Source organism: Pedobacter duraquae (assembly GCF_004362245.1).
GTDB classification, from domain to species: domain Bacteria; phylum Bacteroidota; class Bacteroidia; order Sphingobacteriales; family Sphingobacteriaceae; genus Pedobacter; species Pedobacter duraquae.
The window spans coordinates 1-21,952 of sequence record NZ_SNWM01000008.1; the positions used below are offsets into that span (position 1 = coordinate 1).

General features: G+C 35.5%; 20 protein-coding genes. 18 read left to right on the plus strand and 2 right to left on the minus strand.

Annotated features, from left to right (window positions below; genetic code table 11):
• The coding region (locus CLV32_RS22460) for an NAD-dependent epimerase/dehydratase family protein (protein WP_133559224.1) at positions 1 to 327 on the plus strand (327 nt) is incomplete at its 5' end.
• 108 nt (positions 328 to 435) lie between these two features.
• A complete protein-coding gene (locus CLV32_RS22465; protein ID WP_133559225.1) occupies positions 436 to 1,335 on the plus strand; it encodes a nucleotidyltransferase family protein in 900 nt (299 codons plus the stop codon).
• An 85-nt stretch (positions 1,336 to 1,420) separates the two neighbouring features.
• Here CLV32_RS22465 and CLV32_RS22470 read toward each other — a convergent pair whose 3' ends face one another.
• The gene (locus CLV32_RS22470) at positions 1,421 to 2,443 is read right to left on the minus strand and encodes an acyltransferase family protein (RefSeq protein ID WP_166642013.1); all 1,023 of its coding nucleotides are present in this window, start codon (positions 2,441 to 2,443) and stop codon (positions 1,421 to 1,423) included.
• A 35-nt stretch (positions 2,444 to 2,478) separates the two neighbouring features.
• On the minus strand, positions 2,479 to 3,519 hold the full coding sequence (locus CLV32_RS23505) for an acyltransferase family protein (RefSeq protein ID WP_133559227.1): 1,041 nt from the start codon (positions 3,517 to 3,519) through the stop codon (positions 2,479 to 2,481).
• A 686-nt stretch (positions 3,520 to 4,205) separates the two neighbouring features.
• Here CLV32_RS23505 and CLV32_RS22480 point away from each other — a divergent pair.
• The 16 genes from CLV32_RS22480 to CLV32_RS22555 all read left to right on the plus strand — a co-directional run bounded on the left by CLV32_RS22480 (position 4,206) and on the right by CLV32_RS22555 (position 21,945).
• Positions 4,206 to 4,934, plus strand: coding sequence for a tyrosine-protein phosphatase (locus CLV32_RS22480; protein ID WP_133559228.1), 729 nt, complete (start codon positions 4,206 to 4,208; stop codon positions 4,932 to 4,934).
• An 86-nt stretch (positions 4,935 to 5,020) separates the two neighbouring features.
• Positions 5,021 to 5,830 carry a polysaccharide biosynthesis/export family protein gene (locus CLV32_RS22485; protein ID WP_133559229.1) on the plus strand — a complete coding sequence of 270 codons (810 nt, stop codon included), beginning with the start codon at positions 5,021 to 5,023 and terminating at the stop codon, positions 5,828 to 5,830.
• Between the two features lie 27 nt (positions 5,831 to 5,857).
• On the plus strand, positions 5,858 to 8,227 hold the full coding sequence (locus CLV32_RS22490) for a GumC family protein (RefSeq protein WP_133559230.1): 2,370 nt from the start codon (positions 5,858 to 5,860) through the stop codon (positions 8,225 to 8,227).
• Positions 8,228 to 8,239: 12 nt separating this feature from the next.
• Positions 8,240 to 9,292 carry a hypothetical protein gene (locus CLV32_RS22495; RefSeq protein WP_133559231.1) on the plus strand — a complete coding sequence of 351 codons (1,053 nt, stop codon included), beginning with the start codon at positions 8,240 to 8,242 and terminating at the stop codon, positions 9,290 to 9,292.
• Positions 9,289 to 10,554: a protoporphyrinogen/coproporphyrinogen oxidase gene (locus tag CLV32_RS22500; RefSeq protein WP_133559232.1), complete on the plus strand. Its 1,266-nt coding sequence runs from the start codon at positions 9,289 to 9,291 to the stop codon at positions 10,552 to 10,554. The genes CLV32_RS22495 and CLV32_RS22500 overlap by 4 nt, the downstream gene beginning before the upstream one ends.
• Before the next feature lie 2 nt (positions 10,555 to 10,556).
• Positions 10,557 to 11,588 carry an acyltransferase family protein gene (locus tag CLV32_RS22505; RefSeq protein ID WP_133559233.1) on the plus strand — a complete coding sequence of 344 codons (1,032 nt, stop codon included), beginning with the start codon at positions 10,557 to 10,559 and terminating at the stop codon, positions 11,586 to 11,588.
• Positions 11,589 to 11,639: 51 nt separating this feature from the next.
• On the plus strand, positions 11,640 to 13,181 hold the full coding sequence (locus CLV32_RS22510; RefSeq protein WP_133559234.1) for a lipopolysaccharide biosynthesis protein: 1,542 nt from the start codon (positions 11,640 to 11,642) through the stop codon (positions 13,179 to 13,181).
• 11 nt (positions 13,182 to 13,192) lie between these two features.
• A complete protein-coding gene (locus CLV32_RS22515; protein ID WP_133559235.1) occupies positions 13,193 to 13,735 on the plus strand; it encodes an acyltransferase in 543 nt (180 codons plus the stop codon).
• Between the two features lie 245 nt (positions 13,736 to 13,980).
• Positions 13,981 to 14,820, plus strand: a complete 840-nt coding sequence (locus CLV32_RS22520; protein WP_133559236.1) for a hypothetical protein — start codon at positions 13,981 to 13,983, stop codon at positions 14,818 to 14,820.
• A 114-nt stretch (positions 14,821 to 14,934) separates the two neighbouring features.
• Complete coding sequence (locus CLV32_RS22525) at positions 14,935 to 16,158, plus strand: glycosyltransferase (RefSeq protein WP_133559237.1); 1,224 nt, start codon at positions 14,935 to 14,937, stop codon at positions 16,156 to 16,158.
• A gap of 8 nt (positions 16,159 to 16,166) precedes the next feature.
• Positions 16,167 to 17,126, plus strand: coding sequence for a hypothetical protein (locus tag CLV32_RS22530; RefSeq protein WP_133559238.1), 960 nt, complete (start codon positions 16,167 to 16,169; stop codon positions 17,124 to 17,126).
• A gap of 2 nt (positions 17,127 to 17,128) precedes the next feature.
• A complete protein-coding gene (locus tag CLV32_RS22535) occupies positions 17,129 to 18,301 on the plus strand; it encodes a glycosyltransferase family 4 protein (protein WP_133559239.1) in 1,173 nt (390 codons plus the stop codon).
• Entirely contained in the window at positions 18,298 to 18,924 is a 627-nt protein-coding gene (locus tag CLV32_RS22540) for an acyltransferase (RefSeq protein ID WP_208111087.1), read from the plus strand. Before CLV32_RS22535 ends, CLV32_RS22540 begins: the two co-directional genes overlap by 4 nt.
• Positions 18,917 to 20,236, plus strand: a complete 1,320-nt coding sequence (locus CLV32_RS22545; RefSeq protein WP_133559240.1) for a hypothetical protein — start codon at positions 18,917 to 18,919, stop codon at positions 20,234 to 20,236. The genes CLV32_RS22540 and CLV32_RS22545 overlap by 8 nt, the downstream gene beginning before the upstream one ends.
• Positions 20,237 to 21,085, plus strand: coding sequence for a glycosyltransferase family 2 protein (locus CLV32_RS22550; RefSeq protein ID WP_208111088.1), 849 nt, complete (start codon positions 20,237 to 20,239; stop codon positions 21,083 to 21,085).
• Positions 21,076 to 21,945 (plus strand): hypothetical protein, encoded by an 870-nt coding sequence (locus CLV32_RS22555; protein WP_133559241.1) that lies wholly within the window; start codon positions 21,076 to 21,078, stop codon positions 21,943 to 21,945. The genes CLV32_RS22550 and CLV32_RS22555 overlap by 10 nt, the downstream gene beginning before the upstream one ends.
• The last annotated feature ends 7 nt before the right edge of the window (positions 21,946 to 21,952 follow it).

A 21,952-nucleotide genomic window follows, 5' to 3' on the forward strand; every position in this document is an offset into this window, starting at 1 on the left:
ATCTGGGGATCAGGATCACCGATGCGTGAGTTCCTTTTTGCTGATGATCTTGCTGATGCCTGCTATTTCCTGATGGACAGCTACAATGAGCCTACGCTGATTAACATTGGTACAGGTGTAGATTTAACGATCAAAGACCTGGCTTTGTTGATCAAGAAGACTGTAGGTTATGAAGGTAACCTGGTATTTGATAGCACAAAACCTGATGGAACACCAAGAAAACTGATGGATGTAACCAAACTGCATGACCTGGGCTGGAAACATCAGATTAACCTCGAGCAAGGCATCAAACTTGCTTACGAAGACTTCGTTGAAAAGCACATTTAGTGCTCATATTATTATAATGAAGTGAACAGAATTGCCATTCTGTTGAACAGGAATGCCAAGTCTTTCTGATCATAAATTTAACTTAAACGATTTCTCTACTTTAGCACGATGAAACCTACCCTCTTAATTTTGGCCGCAGGGATGGCCAGCCGCTACGGCAGCATGAAACAAATAGACGGATTTGGCCCGAATGGCGAAACGATTATTGATTACTCTATCTACGATGCTATTCAAGCTGGATTTGGTAAAGTTGTCTTCATTATCAAAGAAGAATTTCTTGATAGCTTTAAATCAATCTTTGAGCCTAAGCTGAAAGGTAAGATTGAGGTAGACTATGTTTTCCAAAATTTCGATTTGAAACAGTTTGGAATCGATACCGAAATTGATCGGGCAAAACCTTGGGGTACTGCACACGCAATGTTAGCAGCAAGACATACAGTTAAAGAGCCATTCTGTGTAATTAATGCGGATGACTTTTATGGATTAGATGCTTATCAGAAAATGGTTAGCTTTCTGACCAACGAAGTAAGTGGTGCTAATTACTGTATGATCGGCTACGAAATTGGTAAAACTTTATCTGAGCACGGATCTGTATCGAGAGGCGTGTGCAAGGTAGATAGCAACGGTAATCTTGAGGAGATCAATGAACGGACTAAGGTGTTCGAAGCTGAGAATGTAATCGTATATGAAGAAGACGATAGGAAATACTCTTTGGATGTTGATACAAGAGTGTCCATGAACTTCTGGGGCTTTACTCCTGATATTTTTGAGATAACACTGGAACTGTTCAAGGAGTTTGCAGAGGCCAACAAGGAAAATCCGAAATCTGAATTCTTTATCCCACTTGTAGCGGAGTATTTGGTTAAATCTAAGAAAGCGGATTTCAAGGTGGTGCCTACAAGTAGCAAATGGTTTGGCGTGACTTATAAAGAAGATAAGCCAATTGTGCAGGCTAGTATTGATCAGTTGATCAAAGACGGAAATTATCCTGATAATCTTTGGATTTAAGGACATTATTACTGATAGCAAGTTTGATGATGTGGAAGTGACCTGTGGTCCAAATCAGTGGTAAATCTTATGCTTTTAGAAGTTTCTAAAATTTAGCTTTAAATTTTAGAAACTTTTTTTCTACCAAATGCCAGGAACAAAATGCAATCAATAAGACTATCCCAGCGCTGAACAAAAAATTGCTCCAGTGGTTCGCTTTTGGAAAGTACTGAACAATGGCTTGTTGTACAAGCCATCCGTAAATATAGATTCCATATGAGAAATCCCCATTCTTAGAAAAATTATTGAAGATTGACTTTATATAGGCGAAAGAAAACAAAATGTAAGGTAATGCCAGCCCAATATATATGTCTTTTATATGTTTGCCGACATTGAAATACAGTAGTGTTAGGAGTATGATTAACAATGCGAATGCGATATAGTTATTCAACACAATTTTGTTCCTGAATTTATAATACCCAGCCCCGCAAAAGAAGTAAAAAGTGAATAAAGCAATGTTTTTCCAAGCAGAGTAACCAATGAAATAATACACAACCAGTAATAACAGAAAAAGTCCGAAAGCGGCATATATTCTCTTGTTTTTTACTTCTCCTATTAGGCCTACTAACCAATAACACGATAATTCGAAAGGCAAACTCCATAGACAGCCATTTATCACATGTAGCGGGTTGCTTTCGAATACACCCTTAATGTGGTAGCTAATTTTTAAACAAAAAATGTTGTATAAATATTCGTAAGTATTTACATTAGTTAAATAAGATTGGAGCGGAATGTTTGTCACTATGGGGCCGATTACAAATACAGTAACAATGATCGCTATTACAAAAGCAGGATAAATTCTAAGTATGCGTGCCATAACATAGCTTTTCAAAGAGCGCGAATAATCATAGCTTTTGGCAATCAAAAGTCCGCTTATAATGAAAAAAACGATTACAGAAAAAGTCCCAAGAAATAAATAGCCCTTTGAAAAGATAGTTAACGGCTCTTGCTTAATTATACCTGTTACCTGATAAGAATGAGAAAAAACCACCAACATTGCAGCAAGAAATCGCATAAAATCCAAATTATTGTTCTTTGAATTTACATGCTCTCCTAACGTTCTTTTCATGTTCATTTTGAATGATTGCTAATTTATGGATGAAATTACTGAAGTATCGATTTCAGCTGTTTTGTTAAAGGTCTTTCAATCGTTTTTTGAATAATAAAGGCCAATGCTATTACAGTGATAATTGCTATCACAAAAATTAGGTCATGAGGGATACCCAATAGAATCATAATCTGTATAATCGGTTCGCCAAACGCTTCATGAATGAGATAAAGTGGGTAGGTGAGTGCTCCTAGCATTAACAATGAGGACTGAAAGCTAATGAATCTAAAGGTGAACCTTGGTAAGGTGATGAGGTAAAATATTCCAAAAAATAAAATTATAATTCCGCTTTGGATAAGAAAGTTGTTAGCACCTATAGGACATAGTATGCATGAACTTATTGTGGTAAATAATGCCGCCGCCCTGTCACCTTTTTTATTTTCATATTTTATCAGGTAAAAAAAACATCCTCCTATAAAAAAACTTGAGAACTGGGTAAAGAGAACGAACCGTAATATGTTTAGGACTTTGAAAATATTTATCTGCGGCAAATAATTAATACCAACATGGCAAATTATCGATATGACAAGCCATGAAACTAAGAAGATTCTGATTCTTCCAATGTTTTTAGTGACTAGTAGCAGAAAAACAAGGATATAGAATTGAAATTCGATCCGTAACGTCCAATATACCCCACTTATGTATTTGTTTGTGAACATAAGTCCGATCATGGAGATGTTTAAAAGCAATCCGAATAGGCCGATATTTAATGTGTGCAATATATAATTACCCATTACCCAGCAGAAAAGGCAAATTGGAACAAAGGATGGATATAATCTAATAATTCTGGATTTAACGAATTGGATAGGCGAAGTCGCTCTGACACTCATTAATATAACAAAACCGCTTATCATGAAAAAAAGTTCTGCCCCTAGATATCCATAATTGAATATCTTATTCAATGTTGACGATTTTAAGAGATAAAACCCATGTGAGTTTTTTACGGATATTGTGAAATGGAAAAGGACAACGGACATTGCCGCAATAAATCTTAACAGATCAATTTCGAAAAGTCTTTGACTTTTGTTTAAGTTCATATTGGAAACGTTAAGTAAATGTATATAATAATTGGCTGACAAGCAATGTTAATGTTTGAAAATTTCTTTCACGGATAAAATTGAGTATGATGATTATAAATCACAGCATAATAATAATCTACCTCAAGCATATTTTGTAGTGTGCTGTTCGAGCTTAACAATAGATAGCGCTCAATTAATAGGACCTTGTTAATAAAGGTCTAGCTACTCTTTAAAATAGATTTATAAATAACCTGAGTTTTTAGAAAATTACAATGCCAAAAATGCATTTTTTAAAGCTGTTTTATATTTGGCAAACTTGCTCCAAAAAGACTGTTTTCTTACTTTAGCGTTCATAATTGACAATTACGTGTTAGATAGCCTTTTAATAGAATGGGGTTGACATTCTTAGGGTTACATATCTATGAAATTAAACGATTAATTCCAAATGGAATTTAACATTATGTTGTTGAACTCTACTAAATTATTTAATGCCGAACTGCCTACTTTTAAAGACTGCTCCAGTATTATAATTCGGGAGTTTTAATTAATAGTTTTAAGCTAGCTTTGGGCTATTGATTTTTTGTATGAGTATTTAGATAGTGTAATTTATACAATTATTGTTTTTGTCGCTTTTAAAATGATTTTAGCCGTTTTTTTTTCATATTTTCGTGATTAATATATAGTTAAATCCACCAATTACTTTTATGTTCTCTATTTTTAAGAAAAAACCCCATATCGATAATATCGAATGGCTTGGTGTAGACTTGCATTCTCATATCCTTCCTGGGTTGGATGATGGATCGCCTGATTTAGATACTTCTTTAGAGCTTATCAGACATCTGCGTGAATTGGGATTTCGTAAGTTTATTTTTACCCCTCACATTTTCACGGAATTATATCCCAATTCCAACGAAACAATATTACCGGCTCTTATGTTGATAAAGGATGCTCTTAAAAATAAAAACATGGATGTTGAGGTTTCGGCGGCAGCAGAATATATGATTGACGAAACCTTTAAAGTTAAAGAGGCTCATCTTACTTTACCAGGTAATCACATTTTAGTGGAAATGTCTTATTTAAATGAAACTCCAAATATTGAGCAAATAATTTTTGATTTACAGATCAAGGGTTATCACGTTATACTTGCACACCCAGAGCGCTACAAGTTTTATCACCACAATATCGAGCGGTTTCATAGGTTCAAAGACATGGGGGTTCTTTTTCAATTGAACTTATTGTCTGTGGTCGGCTACTATGGTAAGGAAGAAAAAAGAATCTCGGAATATTTGCTCCAGAAAAAGTGCTATGACTTTGCTTCGACCGATCTACACCATGATAAGCATTTACTTGCATTATCTGTTGCAATTAAAAAAGGTCATCTGTATGAAAAAATTGGCACTTATCCTTTTAAAAACAAACAGTTATTCTCTTAGCCATTATTAATATCTTGTATATCAGAAATGCAATTAAAAACCTAAATTTGTCTATTATCAATTTTTAGATAATAAAAGCTGACCTAATGAATAAACACTACCTAAAAAAAAACAGCTACTTTCTTATAGCTATAATTTCTGTGTTAATGATATCTTCTTGTGCTAACACAAAGAACGTTCCGTACTTTCAGGACATCAATGCGACTGGTAGCTCGGTGATGGAGAATACTGCGGTTTTTACTGAGCCTAAGATACAAGTTGACGATATCTTATCAATTTCTCTTTTCACAATAGATGAGAAAACCTCAATGATTGTAAACCAATTAGCTAGTCAAGCAATCAGTTCTGCAGAAGGACAGGTTTCTAGTTTGGCTGCTACTCCGCCTACTTCAGGTTTTCTGGTTGACAAGAATGGCGAAATCGATCTTGCAATAGTAGGAAAAATCAAGGTATTAGGGTTAACTTCTTCCCAGGCAAAAAACATTATTCAGGACAAAGCGGCGTTATTTTTTCAAAAGCCAAACGTGCAGGTGAGATTTGCAAATTTTAAAGTCACAATAATGGGGGAAGTTGTCAGGCCTGCCCCTTATACAATTCCAAACGAAAAGGTCTCAGTACTGGATGCGTTAGGATTAGCTGGTGATCTTACAATTTATGGTAGAAGAGAAAATATTTTGCTCATTCGCGATAACGACGGAAAAAAAGAATTTGTAAGATTAAACCTAAACTCAAGTCAGTTATTTAATAGCCCATATTTTTATTTAAAGCAAAACGACGTATTATACGTTGAGCCTAATAAAGGAAAAGCGGCTTCATTGAATGTCGCAAGAACGCAAACTATTGCTATAATCGGTACAGCATTAACAGTATTAATTACCTTGATAGCCAGGCTCTAACCATACTATAAATACAATTTCCATTAGATGAATTTGCAAGAAGACCCGTTTCTACGTGTAGAAGAGAACGAAAAACAAATAGATATAAGACGTACGCTTTCGATGGTGTTTGCTAACTGGTATTGGATCCTCCTTTCGATAGTAGTTTGCTTGTTGCTAGCTAATCTTTATCTAAGATATCAAACTCCTATTTATAAGGTTTCGGCAAGAGTTTTGGTTAATGATGAAAAAAAAGGTGGAGGAATGGGAGGAGGCGCGAATGTTCTCGACTTAAGCGGGCTATTAGGTGGCAAAAGTACGGTTGATAACGAAGCAGAGATATTCAAAACCAGGTTTTTAATGGAGCAGGTTGTACGGGATATGAAGTTGAATATCACGTATTTTAAAGCTGGTACCGTTCGTGAAATTGAACTGTATGCCTCTCCGTTTACTGTTGAAGGAGTGAATTTGGCAGATACTATCAGACCCACACATGTTGGCGTTGAGGTGTTAAAAAATAACAAGCTTTTTGTCAAGGCTAATGATAAGGATACTACGGTTACATACGGTTCTACATTTAATCTTCAAGGCGTTGGAAACTTGCAGATTAAAAGAAATTTTGCAGTTCCTATTCAGTATGACAATTATAGTTTCGAGATAGTTCCGGTTGATACTAAAGTCGCGCAACTTATGAATAATTTAAGCGTTGCGGTAACTAATAAGTTGAACACAATTATTGATTTGAATCTCAATTATGCTATTCCGCAGAAGGGGGAAGACATTTTAAATCGTTTAATTTATAATTATGTTCAAGGCAATTTAAGGGATAAGAATGAAGTTGCAGACAGCACTATTAAGTTTATTAAAAACCGGCTGCTTTTAATTGGTAATGAGTTAGGCGGCGTAGAAGGAGATATTCAGGATTTCAGGCAGAAGAATAACCTTGCCGATATGAGCGAACAAGGGAAGTTATTGGTAGCGACTACTGGCCAGTACGTAACTGATCTGGCAAAGGTGGAAACTCAGATCAGCATATTAAATAGTTTAGAGGGCTACTTAAGTGATGCTACGATTAAAAGAGTACTGCCAAGTTCATTACTGCCGGATGATATGATTTTCAATGGGTTAATTGAAAAATACAATACGTTATTGATGGAACGTGATAGGAGACTGTTAAGTGTTACAGAGAACAATCCTGTTATCATCAATCTTGACGAGCAGATATCTAACATGCGAAAAGATATGCTTTCAAATCTTAACAGCACACGCAATTCATTAAAGATTTCAAGGAATAGAATTTCGGGTCAAATGAACAAAGCTGAAGGGGAAATACAGCAAGTTCCTGCCACAGAACGGAATTATCTGAAATTAGCCCGTCAGCAGCATATAAAGGAGGAGCTTTTTATATTTTTAATGCAGAAAAGTGAAGAAACTGCAATATCTAAGACTTCTAATATTGCCAACTCTAGGACTATCGACCCACCTAAGTCAGAGGTGGAACCGTTCAGCCCTAAAAGGCGGTATATCCAAATTATAGGATTTGTTTTTGGTATATTAATTCCGCTTGGATTAATGTATTTAAAGGAACTTTTGAATACCAAAGTTGCGACTAAAGATGATATTACTGTTAAAACGAACGTCCCGGTTTTAGGAGAAATAAGCCATAATTTGGAGCAGGATAATTTAGTTGTTGCAAATAGCTCCAGATCGGCTATTGCAGAGCAATTTAGAGCCTTACGAACTAATTTGTCCTTTTACTTGAAATCGGCGGATGATAATGTTATCTTGCTTACATCTAGTATGTCGGGCGAAGGCAAGTCGTTCGTTGCGATTAATCTGGGAAATATTTTGGCACTGTCCGGTAAAAAAGTTCTATTGATGGAGCTCGATTTGCGTAAACCAGGATTATCCGCTAAACTTGGAATTCCAAATAATGTAGGATTTACAAATTACGTAATCAATCCTGAATTGAAGTCGGAAGATATTATCAGGAAATTGAGTCTTAACGAAAAGCTATTTATAGTAAGTTCAGGCCCTATTCCTCCTAATCCTGCGGAGACATTGATGAGCGATCGTACAAATGAGCTTATAAAGGAGTTAAAAAAATCATTTGATTATATCATAATAGATGCGCCACCAGTAGGAATCGTAACAGATGCCCAGTTAATGGAAAAATACTCAAGTATTTGTTTATATCTCATTAGACAGAAATATACGTTTAAACAGCAACTCAACATAGTAGACGATTTGTATCGCAACAAAAAAATGAAGCAAATCGGGATTGTTGTAAATGACATTGAGGTTAATAGTACATACGGTTACGGTTATGGATATGGCTACGGATATGGCTATGGATATGGTTCATATGATGTTGCGAAGAAGCCATCATTTCTGCAACGACTCTTTAATAGAAAATAGTGATAATCTAATATGGCCGAACACCCACAAATCTCTCAAAATCTTGTTGTCAGTCCTAACTATGGAAAACTTTCCAAATGGGATAAATTAAAAAGAAAAGTTAAATCGATCATCTTAAAAAAGATTGTCGATACTCCGTTGCAATTTAAGTTATACCCAGCTTATTGGCATTACCGGTTTCAGGGAAAAGGAGATAGGCGCGCACCAGTAAATTTGAACCGATTTTTAACTCAAAAGCCTAATTATGGTGCGGGAATCGGACATCAGTTAGCAAACTGGAATTCTGGTCTTTATTATGCTGGCCTTTTCGGTCTAAAATATGCTCATAGTCCTTTTTCAACAAAAAAATGGGACGAGTTCTTGGGATTTGGTCAGGATGAGATTTTAGCTGACTCACTACTAAATGATCCAAAATTCAAAGTTGTAAGGCTTCCATCTTTTAATTCCACGCGACCTGAAGAAATAGAATTAGTCCGTAACATAATACGCTCTTACACTCAAAACAATATCCTGTTCTTACTTGAACAGGATCAAGGTTATAAAGCGCAATGTGGTACCAGCGACTTACTAAAGGCCAAATTTTTTAATGCGAGATCGAGAGCGGATGATCGTTTAATTTTCTCTGAAGACACATTTAATATCGCTGTACACATTAGACGAAGAATGAAGATCGAAACTCCAGAGGTATGGAGTACACGTGGTTTAGGAAACGAATATTTTGCAACCGTGCTACGTAATACTTTAAAGAACATTCCTTCTGAAAAAACTGTAGCAATATATTTATTTTCCCAAGGTGAAGTTTCAGAGTTTCCCGAATTCGCTGAGTTTGAAAATATAAATTATTGCGTCGACATGGGGCCAGTCGAATCAGTTCTGCACATGATTAATGCTGATCTATTGATAAGTAGTAAAAGTTCATTTTCTTATAAGCCAGCTTTAATTTCTAACGGAATACAAATTGCGCCGAAGACTTTTTGGCACTTTTATCCAGAAACAGATCAATATATCATGGCAGATAATAATGGGAATTTTGAGCAGCAAAAATTGAAAAGTAAATTTATATGAAAAAGGCTCTAGTCATCGGCTCCGGAATATCAGGATTAAGTGTTTCCAGGATGTTGTCTCCTGATTTCGAGGTGGAAATTTTAGAAAAATCTGACAAGATCGGTGGTCTGATCAAATGTGAAAGAATTGATGGTAATCTTTTCCACCGTGTTGGAGGCCATGTATTTAACAGTAGAAATACTGCGGTGTTGGATTGGTTTTGGAAACATTTTGATCAGGAGCATGAATTTCTTAAAGCGGTCAGAAATGCCAAAATTTTAATGAATGATGATCTTATTGGTTATCCCTTAGAAAACTACTTATACCAACTTCCAGAAGAGAAGTCAAAATCAGTAATTTCTGAATTACTTGATATGTTAACCAAAGAAAAAAAGGAAATTCATGAATATGATAACTTTAGGGATTTTTTAATAGGCAACTTTGGCGAGAATCTATACAATTTATATTTCGGTCCATACAACTCCAAAATTTGGAACACTGATATAAGCAAGGTACCGTTAGAATGGCTAGACGGTAAATTACCAATGCCAGAAATCAAAGAGGTTATTTTAAGTAATATCTACAAGAAAGAAGAGTCTACAATGGTACACGCTACTTTCTTTTATCCAAAGCGTGATGGGTCTCAGTTTATTGTAAACAGACTGGCAGAAGGCTTAAACATTCGCACTTCCTATCAAGTTTCTGAAATTAATTGGGTAGATGGGAAATTAGTTATTAATAATAGTTTGGATGCTGATATATTGATTTACTGCGGGGATGTAAGGATGCTATCCTCCATTATAAAAATTGAGGATGTTGCCCTACATGAGGCTCTGAAAAGGGTAGTAAATTTGCCTTCTAACGGAACGTCGAATGTCTTGTGTGAAACGGATGATAACAATCTTTCTTGGTTATATCTCCCAGAAGATAAATTTAAAGCGCATAGAATAATTTATACTGGTAATTTTAGCGATTCTAACAATGAGGGATCTACTAGAAAAACGTGTGTCGTAGAATTTTCTGGAAAACAAGAGGAAGATTTGATGCTTGCTGAATTAAAAGGACTACCCGGAAATCTTAAACCATTAGCTTTCAACTTTGAGCCAAATTCATACATCATTCAGAACAAAGAAACTAGGTCAGACATTACATCTGTAAAGGAGTTATTATCAAAATATAATATCCACCTACTAGGAAGATTTGCAGAGTGGGAGTATTATAATATGGATAAATGCATTGAGGGTGCGATGCAAATACGGGAACAAATTGCAATCGAAAATTAATCATGTCTAATCTCAAGAGTCGCCTTTTATATGTCGATCTATTAAGGGGCATGGCTATCTTATTGGTGGTAGTTGGACATTTTATTCAAGAAAATAGTGTGCAGTCTGCATCATCCCCGCTATTTGGATGGATTTACGGATTTCATATGCCACTTTTTATGTTTATAAGTGGGTACATGGCATTTAAAACTACAAGGGTTGACAATTTTACTGACTTTCTGAGTTTTTTGAAAAATAGATCATTAGGGTTATTAGTTCCATATTTCGCATGGCCTCTCATCGTAGACAACTTTTTCTTCACAAGCCACCGCAAGTCCGATCTTCTTGAAGTTGCAGTTGATCTAACTCATAAATGGAATCATTTATGGTTTCTTTGGTATTTGTTTTTTTTACTGTTAGCATATGTTGCGTTTTATGCGATTTCTAACTTAATAAATAAAAAGCGGCTTTTGCTAATGGATATTATTGTGACCAGTTTTATAATGGCTATTCTGGCTGTAATTAAGTTCTTTAGGTTGCCGTTCCCAGCAGATATAGATTCATTTTTACTATATTTCATATTTTTTTTCACCGGGATATTTATCTCAAAATATCCGCTCCTTAGTGGGTTGATATTAAATAAATTCACGTTCTCTTTGGTGTTATTGATTTTTTTCGTGTTTTCCGGACGATATAATTATGTTGATACCAGTTCGATGAATAAAGTAATAAAAATGGTAGTTTCAATGACTGCCATTGCTTCGCTATATTACCTTGCGAACACGATTGTTCTACATCCCTATGTAGAAAAGTATCTTCGCCTTTGGGGGAGAAATTCTATAGTAATCTATACAACGCATTTTACTATGATTAAGTTTTTAGCGGGGTTTACGATAATGAGTAATCTTTTTTTACTGCCAATGGTGTTGATTAGTTTAATTGGATCCATTATTATCATTACAGCTTGTATGGCTGTCCTATCGCTTGTTGAGCTTAATCCTTTGTTGAATCTGATTTTATATGGTCACAGAGACAAAAAGGCAAAAAAAGCCTAATTGCATTTTAGCATAAGCAAAGTAATAACTTAAAGTAAAAGGATTTATAAGATGACAAAAGTTGACAAGAAAATAGGCAGCAGGAAGGCCGCTACTATCTGGAATTTTTTCTTTTTAAACATCAGATTTGTCGTTTCGATGATTAATGGTGTATTAATTATACCGCTATACCTTCATTATATCGACACAGCAATTTATGGGGCATGGCTGGCCACGGGGAACATATTATCGTGGATTACAATAGTAGATCCAGGCGTTGGAGGTGTGCTGCTTCAGAAAGTTGGCTACGCTATTGGTAAGGAGGATAAAGATGATATAGGGAAAGTAATTACTTCCGGTACGCTGATATCGTTAGCTTTATTTATTGTGTGTATAGCCGTTGGTTATATTACCTCATTCTTTATTGGGGGTATAGCAAATATTAACGTGCAATACCGTTCTGAGGTAATAGACGCATTTAGGATTGGGGTTTGGGGTACAGCATTTTCATTGCTATCGAATACTTTTACCAATTTTGTTTTAGCCTACCAGAAGACGAAGTTACATGGGATGTTTGTTAATAGTATAATGGGATTATCGATAATCGTGACTGTAGTTTTATTGTTTAACGGGTTTGGTATCCGAGCATTGGCTTATAATATGCTCTTTACTGGCTTTTCTACCTTGTTATATTCTGTAATAATGTCTGTGATGTTAATTAAACAGAATGATATACAACTCAGTTTTCAACTTCCATATTTAAAATCTTTTTCGAAAATATTTGCATATACTTTTTCCAGCCGACTTTTCGATACTATTGCCTCTAATATAGATTTAGTTTTGGTATCCCGTTACTTAGGACCCCATTTCGTGACAGCACTAGATTTATCAAGACGTCCGGTAAAAATTGTCACTGGACTTGCTAATAATGTATCGATCTCTATGCTCCCTGCATTGTCACATTTATTCGGAACTGACGACAAGGACAGGATCCGAGCAATTACCATACGAATATGGAGAATCATCCTTTGGTTATCAGGTTTAATCATCGGCGGCTTTGTTTTGTTTAATCACAGTTTCATGATCAACTGGGTAGGGAAAGAATTTTGGATTGGCACATTAAACAATAATCTATTGTGTATTTCTTTCTTCATTTTGAGTATAGGTTATAATTTGTCAAATATTACTTACTCGATGGGGGACATAAAAAATAACAGTTTAATTAACGTGGTTAGGAATTGTTTGTACTTAGTTTTGTTATATCTCTTGACAAAAATCCTAGGACTAACTGGAGTTATACTAGCCTTCACACTACCCATTTTTATCTTGATCGGCTATTACCCCCGTAAACTATTTGCAAAGGCAGAATATACTAAATCAGATATCAGAAGTATACTTTTGGATACAGGAGTTGTAAGCGGCATATTATTATGCTGCGTTTTGATAACTTGTTTCTTTCCCTTTGTTAGTTCATTCGTTTGGCTGGTAGTTGGGGCGGCATTGTTTGTAATAGGATACGTTTCTTTATTAATTATTCTAAGTTCGAATTTCAGAGTGGAGATTAAATACCTGCAAAAGTTTATTCCCTCAAAAAGACTAGCACCTAATGTTTAACATCAATCAATATGGGCAACAATAATCTAGGAATAGAATTTTACAATTTGCGACATACCTCTTTACCGACACTGCCCGGTAACGTAAGATTGCTTTTGAAATTTTATTCACTTCCATTTGTTAACAAATTAGGATGGCTAAAAAAAACAATTTGCAAAAAACTTAATATTCCATTATCAACTCAGATGGGGCAAGGTTTTTACTGTACAAGCGGTAAACTCAATTTAGGAGAGAACGTGTCTTTCGCAGATACGTTCATTTTAGATTACGCAACTGTTACAATAGGAAAAAATGTGTCTTTTTCGTATCGAAATATGATAATTACATCTACACATAATCTTGATGATTTTAGTGAGGTAATTGCCAAACCAGTTGTAATTGGAGATTATGTATGGATCACAACGAACGTTACCATTTTACCTGGTGTTACTATAGGAAGTAATACTGTAATAGGTGCCGGTAGTGTAGTAACCAAAGACATCCCATCCGGAGTTTTCGCTGTAGGAAATCCTTGCAAGGTTGTTAAAGAAATTGAGTTTAGAAAAAATGGGTAATTTGATAAAGGCTTGCGATTATTACCGAGTTGATGACTCAAGGCTGCCAATAAATAGATTAATTTACGTATTTTGTGGCATTAAAGTTAGTCACAGTTTAAATGTTGAGAATTATTTTAAAATTGAGCTATTTTGTTAGCGAGATGTTAAGTTTAAGTATTCTCTGGGTTATCTTTTAAAGTATTATCTAACTTTCACGGACATTAATCATTAAATTTTAAAAAGATAAATTGAAAAAATAACTAATGGACGACCAAACTAAGAATTTCGCTATTCTAGTGAACACCACAGATAGTTTCGAAGATTGCTGGTTACCCTTTTTTACTTTATTCAAAAAATACTGGCCTAATTATCAGGGCAAGATTTATTTGAATACGGAAACTAAGGTGTTTACATTTCCTGGGCTTGACATTGTCAGTATTCAAAATGATAAGATAAATAAAGGATATCGCCCAAGCTGGAGCGAATGCTTGAAGCGGGCACTCGACTTTATTCCAAACGAGGTTGTACTTTATTTGCAAGAAGACTATTTTCTAAAAGAAGAGGTAAATAATGACGTAGTTGAAGAATTTGGTGAAATGATACGGAAAACGCCGATTGATGTTATTCATCTTATTGATGCTTGCAGCAATGGTCCATTCTTAAAGTCTGAGGAATACCCCAACCTATTGGAATTTAGTCAAAAAGCTAGTGATAGAATAAGTTGCCAGGCTGCATTGTGGAAAAAAGACGTGTTAAAATATTATCTTCTGGATGATGAATCTGGCTGGCAGTTTGAGACCTACGGTACAAAACGGGCTCATTTCGTAAAGCATAAAATATTCAAGATAAACAAGGATTTTTTTGGATTCCAAAGAAATCAGGCAGTGCCGTATGTTTTGACTGGTGTTATTTTAGGTAGATGGAAAAGAGATGTGGTATCTTTATTCGATGAACATAATTTAGTAGTGGATTTTTCTAAACGTGGATTTCACGAGCCTAGAGTGCCACTGTCCTTTCCGACTCGTTTGAAAAATAAAATTAAAAGAGCTCCAAAAGGAATCAAAAACAGGATAAAAATCCTTAACATCATTCTGAATAAATAGTAGTTTAAAACATCATTCTAAATGTCAGATGTTTGATTTTGTTGAGGTATTTTAATATACAAGTTAGTATCATTATTTTCAAGATGATGTCTAATCTTGCATCAAGGTAATTTTATGAAAAAAAAGATTGTTTTTATTCTAGGGTCATATCCAGTAATATCACAGCCGTTTCTATATAATCAAATATTGGAGGTAGCGACTAATGAAAGTTATGAGGTCAAAATCATTGTTTTCAATCGGACCGGAGAGCAGATTCACAAGGCTTACGAAGCTTTAAATGATCTTGTTCATGAAATCATATTACCTAGTCGTTTAACTTTAGTAAACCGTGTGAAATCTGGTGTAAATTCATTTTTCGGATTATTATTTCACAATCCGATATCTCTTTTAAAATCCTTTAATTTCGTAAAGTTTGGCAGAAATTCTGTGAACCTAAATTACCTGGTCCTAGCAAATGGGATGAAAGAAGTTCATGCAGACATTTTTCATTGCCATTTTGGGCCAAATGCGCGGATTATTGCGGATTTGAAAGATATAGGTGTTATTAACGGTAAGCTGCTGGCATCATTTCATGGAGCAGATATTACAGTTTATCCGAGGAAATTTGGTGAGAATTATTATGCTAGACTATATCGGTCATTCGATTTATTCACTGGAAATTCAGGGTTCATAATCGATAAGATGCTTGCAAATGGATGTCCGAAAGAACGTACTTTTAAGATTCCCGAGTGTTTGAATGTGTCAAAATTCAAATTTCGAACAATTGCTCCTTCCAGAACGGTATTTAAGATGTTGACTGTCGGCCGTTTTGTTGAAAAGAAAGGATACCAATATTCTTTAAAAGCAGCTCATCTTTTTCTTCAAAATAATATTCCATTTGAATATCATGTTGTTGGAGATGGTCCATTAAGAATGGAGATGGTAGAGTTCGCTAAAACATTGGGACTTGAAAACCATGTGATATTTCATGGCGCTATGAAACAAGAGGATCTCGTTGATCTGTACAATACTGTCCATGTTTTTATGTTGCCGAGTGTAACCGCTGCTGACGGAGATACAGAAGGACAGGGTTTAGTTCTTCAGGAAGCGCAGGCCATAGGCTTGCCGGTATTAGCCACTCTTCACAATGGATTTCCCGATAGTATTTTAGATGGGGAAACAGGTTATCTGGTGCCGGAGAAAGACTCAGACTCTCTGTATGATAAGTTAACTGCATTCAGTACGGATGTAGATCTTTGTAATAGAATGGGCATAAAAGGCCGATCTTTCGTTGAACAGAATTTTGATTCTGCGATCGTAGTAAAAGACCTTATCAAGTTGTACGATAGATTATTATAGAGTAAGCTATGAAAAATATTTTCGATCTTTATAAGGGCGTTATTGGCGCAGACAAGCTGTTTGGTAGATCTGCCGATAATGTTCAAATATCTGGCCAAGCAGCGCCCGATTTAATCCGGAATAAAATTTTGGAAGGTAAGCCGTTGATGATCGCTAGATTTGGAGCAACAGAGTTAAATTGTATACTGAATTATTATTTCATTAACCGAGGCCTTTTGGGTAATTTGAAAAACCTTGCTAGCGGAATACCTTATTTTTTAAAGTTAAAAGAAGGGGTATTAAGAAATATGAATGTTTATTCTGGATTTTTTCCCCCTACGACATCCAATATCGCGCGTTACTGTGAACTGTCGATAGCGGATTTACCGGATATCGATATCTTGGGGTCATGGATGACACATGAAAAATTCTTGTATCCAATGATGAATCCCAATCATCAAAGGGTGAGACTTGGTGATTTGACACCGGTAAAGTATCCTGATCAGCCATGGACAACTGCCTTGGAGGGGAAAAGGGTTTTAATTGTGCAGCCTTTTGAAGAGACTATAAAAATGCAGTATTTAAAACGGGACCTTTTATTTAAAAATAAAGCATTATTGCCAAATTTCGATCTAATCACTTTGAAAGCAGTCCAGTCAGTTGCAGGCAACGGGTATGATACTGGATTTAAAGACTGGTTTGAAGCCTTGGAGCACATGAAGGAACAGATTAATAAAATCGAATTTGACATAGCAATTTTAGGCTGTGGTGCTTATGGCATGCCGCTCGCTGCACATATTAAGCGGCTCGGGAAACAAGCTTTTCACTTAGGAGGAGAAACACAGATTATGTTTGGGATAAAAGGAAAACGATGGGATGGTGATCCATATAATTACGACAAGTTGTTTTACAATGAGCATTGGGTTAGACCTATGGACATTGATACCCCAAAAAATATTAACAAGGTTGAAGATGGTTGTTATTGGTAGATATGCATATAGGTATTGTTAGTCACGTTTCAACAGAACAATTAGCGGATTATTTAGAACTCTCTGGTGGAGAACCTTCTGGTACAGATGGGGCAACGGCACCGAATCTTTTAATCATTGAGTTATTAAAATGTGGTCATTCCATTTCTGTATTTAGTCTAACAAAGGACCTGGAGGAAGGCATGGAATGTGTGGTTCGTGGTGAACAATTGACTATTTACTTTGGAGCTTATCAGAAACGAATAAGACAAAGTGCCTTGAGCTTTTTTAATCAGGAGCGTAAATTTATAAAAAACAAGATATTACAGGTTAAACCAGAGGTTTTGCATGCACATTGGCAATATGAGTATGCCTGGGCAGCATTAGATACTAAAATTCCTACTATTGTCACTTGCAGGGATAGTCCTATCAAAGTTTTCTTATTATATAAAAATCTGTATCGCTTTATTCGCCTTTTAATTGCCTTAATAGTGTTTAGAAAAAGTACAGTTTTAACAGCAACATCTGCTTATCTTGTTACAGAGTTGAAAAAACTCGGCATCAAAAAGAAAATTCACGTAATCCCAAACTTCGAACCGGATTGGCTTTTTGAAAAGGAGATGCATAAGGCAGATTTACAGTCTCCTAAGATTATAATGATCAATAACGGATTTGATGACAGAAAGAATGTAACATCGGGCTTGCTCGCTTTTCAGCTGTTTAGAAACAAATATCCTAATGCCGAACTGCATCTGTTTGGTAATGGCTATGATATAGAAGGTGCAGCATATGCTTGGGCTACATCAAAAAATCTGAATGAAAATGTCTACTACCGCGGTTACATGAGTTTTGTGAATTTGATGGAGGAGTTAAGCTCCTTTACACTGCTAGTTCATCCGTCAAGGGAGGAAACTTTTGGAAATATACTTACAGAGAGCATGGCATTAGGTGTACCTGTTATAGGGGGAATAAATAGTGGTTCTGTTCCTTGGGTCATAGGTTTAGACCAAACTGGGGGCTTATTGGTAGATATTGAAGATCCTAAAAAGATATTTGAAGGTATGGAACGGATTGTTGAAAATGAAAGCAAATACTCAGATTTCAGAGTGAGTGCACGACGTCAAGCTTTTGATAATTTTTCAGCGCATAATGTAGTAAATTTGTATAGTGAGTTGTACTTAAATCCTATCGCGTGAACATTCTTTCCTTTATATTTCGCATAATTCGCAAGATCAAAAGAGATATCAGAAGTATAGTTGATAGCCCGCTAACAAAGATCTATTTTAGGGCCAACAAAGTAAAGTTTAGCAAGGGATTCTTTAGTAAAGGTTTTCCGTATCTGGATATTTGGGAGGGAGGCATTTTTCGTATTGGTGAAAATTTCAAAATGAACAACGGCAAGAACAAAAACCCAATTGGTAGGCAACAAACCTGTGTATTCGTAGTTTCTTCTGGAGCAACGTTAATAATTGGAAACAATGTTGGTGTTAGTTCGGTGGCTATAGTTTGCCATAACAGGATAGTTATTGGCAATAATGTAAAGTTGGGAGGGAATGTAGCAATATATGATACCGACTTCCACAGCCTAGATGCCCGGTTCAGAAGAGATAGTATTCAAGACAAAAAAAACACTGTGACCAAAGAAGTGATTATTCATGATGATGTTTTTATCGGCGCACACAGTACAATTTTGAAGGGCGTTACGATTGGGAAAAATTCCATAATAGGAGCTTGCTCTGTAGTTGCAAAAAGTATTCCTGAAAATGAGATCTGGGCCGGAAATCCTGCCAGATTTATTAAAAATATTGTGAATGACTAAAAGGGAGCTCATAAAGAAATCAGTTCCGTATACAGTAATACTCGTTGCGATTTATTCTGTACTACCTTACTCTGGGGCAGTAACTAATGTGCTATCTATTTTGGGTAATACCGCAATATGGTGGGTTTTATTATTGGGGATTTTGACATGTTACGTACTATCGAAGCAATATTTTTATGATAAAAGCAATAATCAAAATATGCACTTTGTTATGGCATATCTATCTTGGAATCTATTTCAGGTTTTTAGAGGTTTTTTTATCGCCGAGACATATTGGGACTGGAAAGCATTATTAGAAAATGGTATGGCATTGTCACTTCCTATTATAGCATATGCAATTACAAACATATACGTAACACAAGCTATTTTGAGGTGTTATTTTCGAATTGGTTTACCATTATTTTGTTTTTTTATTTTAATAATTAATCGCGGTGCATATGGATTTTATCTCGTTCCGGTAGGATTTTTAATGCTTTTTTTTCCCACCTTAGAATTTAAGTGGAAAATGATTATTGGCGCAATCACCATTTTGGTTATCACAGCGGATCTATCAGCGCGGAGTAATGTAATTAAGTTTCTAATGCCGGTTTTACTATTGTCAATTTATTGGGGAAGGGCTGTTGTTGGCGTGAGACTTCTGGAAATCATTCGAAAAATCCTCTTTGTATTACCAATTTTGTTGTTTGGCTTGGCAATATCTGGTGCGTTCAACATTTTTAAAATGGACGAATATATTAAAGATGATTATGTGGAAGTTAAGCGAGATGAAAGTGGGCAAGTAGTAGAAGATAATCTAAAAGCGGATACAAGGACTATTCTTTATGTGGAAGTATTGAATACAGCTTACAAATACAACACCTGGTTTTTCGGAAGAACTCCGGCCAGGGGAAATGAAACTGAGGTTTTCGCTGCGCTCGCAGAGGCAACCGGGAGGCAGGAGCGGATTGGAAATGAGGTAGCAATATTAAACATTTTTACATGGACGGGAGCAATAGGAGTTGTATTATATCTAGTTGTTTTTTACCAAGCCTCGTATTTGTCGATTAATCGTTCCAAGAATACATATAGCAAAATGTTGGGCATTTTCGTTGCGTTTCGTTGGCTATATGCGTGGATTGAAGATATAAACTATTTCAGTTTAACTACATTTTTCATATGGTTAATGTTGGGCTTATGTCTATCAAAGGCGTTTAGAAATATGAATAATAACCAAGTGAAATTCTGGATAAGAGGAATTTTTGAAAAGAAATATAGGGTGTTCCATTTTAAAAATGAACAGACTGCTAACAGTATTAACATTTATTCTAAGTAGATGGTACCTAAACTAGACAAAATTGCAAGCGTAGCCGTACTGCTCACTTGTCACAATAGAAAAGAAAAGACACTAGAAGCCTTGAATGCATTGTATCAACAAAATGGCTTTAATGACACATTTAGGGTTAGCGTATTTTTAGTAGATGATGGTTCAACCGATGGTACTTCAGAAGAGGTGTCCCGTTTGTTTCCTGATGTTAACATTATCGAAGGAAATGGTGAATTGTTTTGGAATCGTGGAATGCATTTAGCTTGGCAGAAAGCAGGAGATCAGTACGATTTTGATTATTATCTATGGCTAAACGATGATACTATTATGTTATCTCATGCCCTTGAAGAGATGTTGTCTTGTATTAATGCTTTACCTGGGGACAACATAGTAGTAGGGGCCGTGCGCTCAGATGTTACCGGACATTTCACGTATGGTGGCTTCAAATCGGATAATACTCCTGTACTGCCGAACGGGAAATTACAGTATTGTAAAATTGTCAATGGAAATTGTGTACTAGTTAGTAGAGCTATATTTAAATCTGTTGGGAATTTAGACCCTGTTTTTCCTCATGCGATTGGCGATCATGATTATGGTCTGAGAGTTATTAAAAGCGGCGGCAAGGTGTTGACTTCTAAAACTTACATAGGACATTGTGAAAGGAATGATAAACTCCCGAGCTGGTGCTATAGTGACATTAATTTAAAAAAACGGATAGCCGCTCTATATTCTCCTTTGGGGAATGCCCATCCGAAGTATTTTTTTATATATGAGAAGAGGCATTTTGGATTAACGGTAGCGGTTAAACATTTTCTGTCAATTCATTTGCGGATGTTATTACCAAATTTATGGAATTAAATGCTGACTATGTTTTTCAGACAGACTCTGAAATTGTTAATAGACAATACTTAACAAATCAGAATTACCTGATTGAATATGATCGTACTGTAGATCCGGAATATTGTGTTTTATATTTTAGTAGCAACAATATTTACTTCCCTAATACTTCGGAGGCCTTTACTGAAAGTATAATAGATAAAGGGCGTTATGAGTGGTATGGCAATAGGATTAATAAAGGATTTAAGCACATATTCCTTCGTGATATAAAAAAGCAGTGGTATTTGACTGGAATAAATAACGATATTGATGACCCTGAAAAACTAATTGCTTTTTTAAAGGCTGAAACCCAGGGTTATAAAATTATCGCTGTCGGAAGTTCTGCAGGCGGCTTCATTTCAACAATTATCGGACAGTCACTAGGCGCAGAGCAGATTTACTCTTTTAATGGTCAATCTGAGATATTATCTTTGCTTGCAAAGCCTAATGCATCAACTGTTAATCCAATTTTGTTTAGAAATAAGGACAATTCTAAATTGTTGCCTTTTTTTGATGTGTTAAATTTTATCACACATCCTAAATCCATTTTTTATTTTTATTCCACCGCCAGTCAATGGGATATTGAACAACACGCACATCTGACCAATCGAGCCATAAATGTTTATGCATTTAAAACTAGTAATCACGGAATTCCATTTTTGAAAACAAATTTGCCGGTAATATTAAATCTTCCAGAACCGGATTTGTTAAAGTTATCCGGAATGGTATTTCATCCAATCTTATTCTCATTGAAGATCGTAGGATTAGCACAAACTGTTAATGGGGTTAAGATTGCACTGAAGGCGGTTGTTGGTAAAATTTTGTTAAAACTTAAAAGATAATAACCTA

Coding starts and splice junctions, on each gene's coding strand:
- CLV32_RS22465 (WP_133559225.1), top strand. CDS start 436: ATGAAACCTACCCTCTTAATTTTGGCCGCAGGGATGGCCAGCCGCTAC.
- CLV32_RS22470 (WP_166642013.1), bottom strand. CDS start 2,443: ATGAAAAGAACGTTAGGAGAGCATGTAAATTCAAAGAACAATAATTTG.
- CLV32_RS23505 (WP_133559227.1), bottom strand. CDS start 3,519: ATGAACTTAAACAAAAGTCAAAGACTTTTCGAAATTGATCTGTTAAGA.
- CLV32_RS22480 (WP_133559228.1), top strand. CDS start 4,206: ATGTTCTCTATTTTTAAGAAAAAACCCCATATCGATAATATCGAATGG.
- CLV32_RS22485 (WP_133559229.1), top strand. CDS start 5,021: ATGAATAAACACTACCTAAAAAAAAACAGCTACTTTCTTATAGCTATA.
- CLV32_RS22490 (WP_133559230.1), top strand. CDS start 5,858: ATGAATTTGCAAGAAGACCCGTTTCTACGTGTAGAAGAGAACGAAAAA.
- CLV32_RS22495 (WP_133559231.1), top strand. CDS start 8,240: ATGGCCGAACACCCACAAATCTCTCAAAATCTTGTTGTCAGTCCTAAC.
- CLV32_RS22500 (WP_133559232.1), top strand. CDS start 9,289: ATGAAAAAGGCTCTAGTCATCGGCTCCGGAATATCAGGATTAAGTGTT.
- CLV32_RS22505 (WP_133559233.1), top strand. CDS start 10,557: ATGTCTAATCTCAAGAGTCGCCTTTTATATGTCGATCTATTAAGGGGC.
- CLV32_RS22510 (WP_133559234.1), top strand. CDS start 11,640: ATGACAAAAGTTGACAAGAAAATAGGCAGCAGGAAGGCCGCTACTATC.
- CLV32_RS22515 (WP_133559235.1), top strand. CDS start 13,193: ATGGGCAACAATAATCTAGGAATAGAATTTTACAATTTGCGACATACC.
- CLV32_RS22520 (WP_133559236.1), top strand. CDS start 13,981: ATGGACGACCAAACTAAGAATTTCGCTATTCTAGTGAACACCACAGAT.
- CLV32_RS22525 (WP_133559237.1), top strand. CDS start 14,935: ATGAAAAAAAAGATTGTTTTTATTCTAGGGTCATATCCAGTAATATCA.
- CLV32_RS22530 (WP_133559238.1), top strand. CDS start 16,167: ATGAAAAATATTTTCGATCTTTATAAGGGCGTTATTGGCGCAGACAAG.
- CLV32_RS22535 (WP_133559239.1), top strand. CDS start 17,129: ATGCATATAGGTATTGTTAGTCACGTTTCAACAGAACAATTAGCGGAT.
- CLV32_RS22545 (WP_133559240.1), top strand. CDS start 18,917: ATGACTAAAAGGGAGCTCATAAAGAAATCAGTTCCGTATACAGTAATA.
- CLV32_RS22550 (WP_208111088.1), top strand. CDS start 20,237: ATGGTACCTAAACTAGACAAAATTGCAAGCGTAGCCGTACTGCTCACT.
- CLV32_RS22555 (WP_133559241.1), top strand. CDS start 21,076: ATGGAATTAAATGCTGACTATGTTTTTCAGACAGACTCTGAAATTGTT.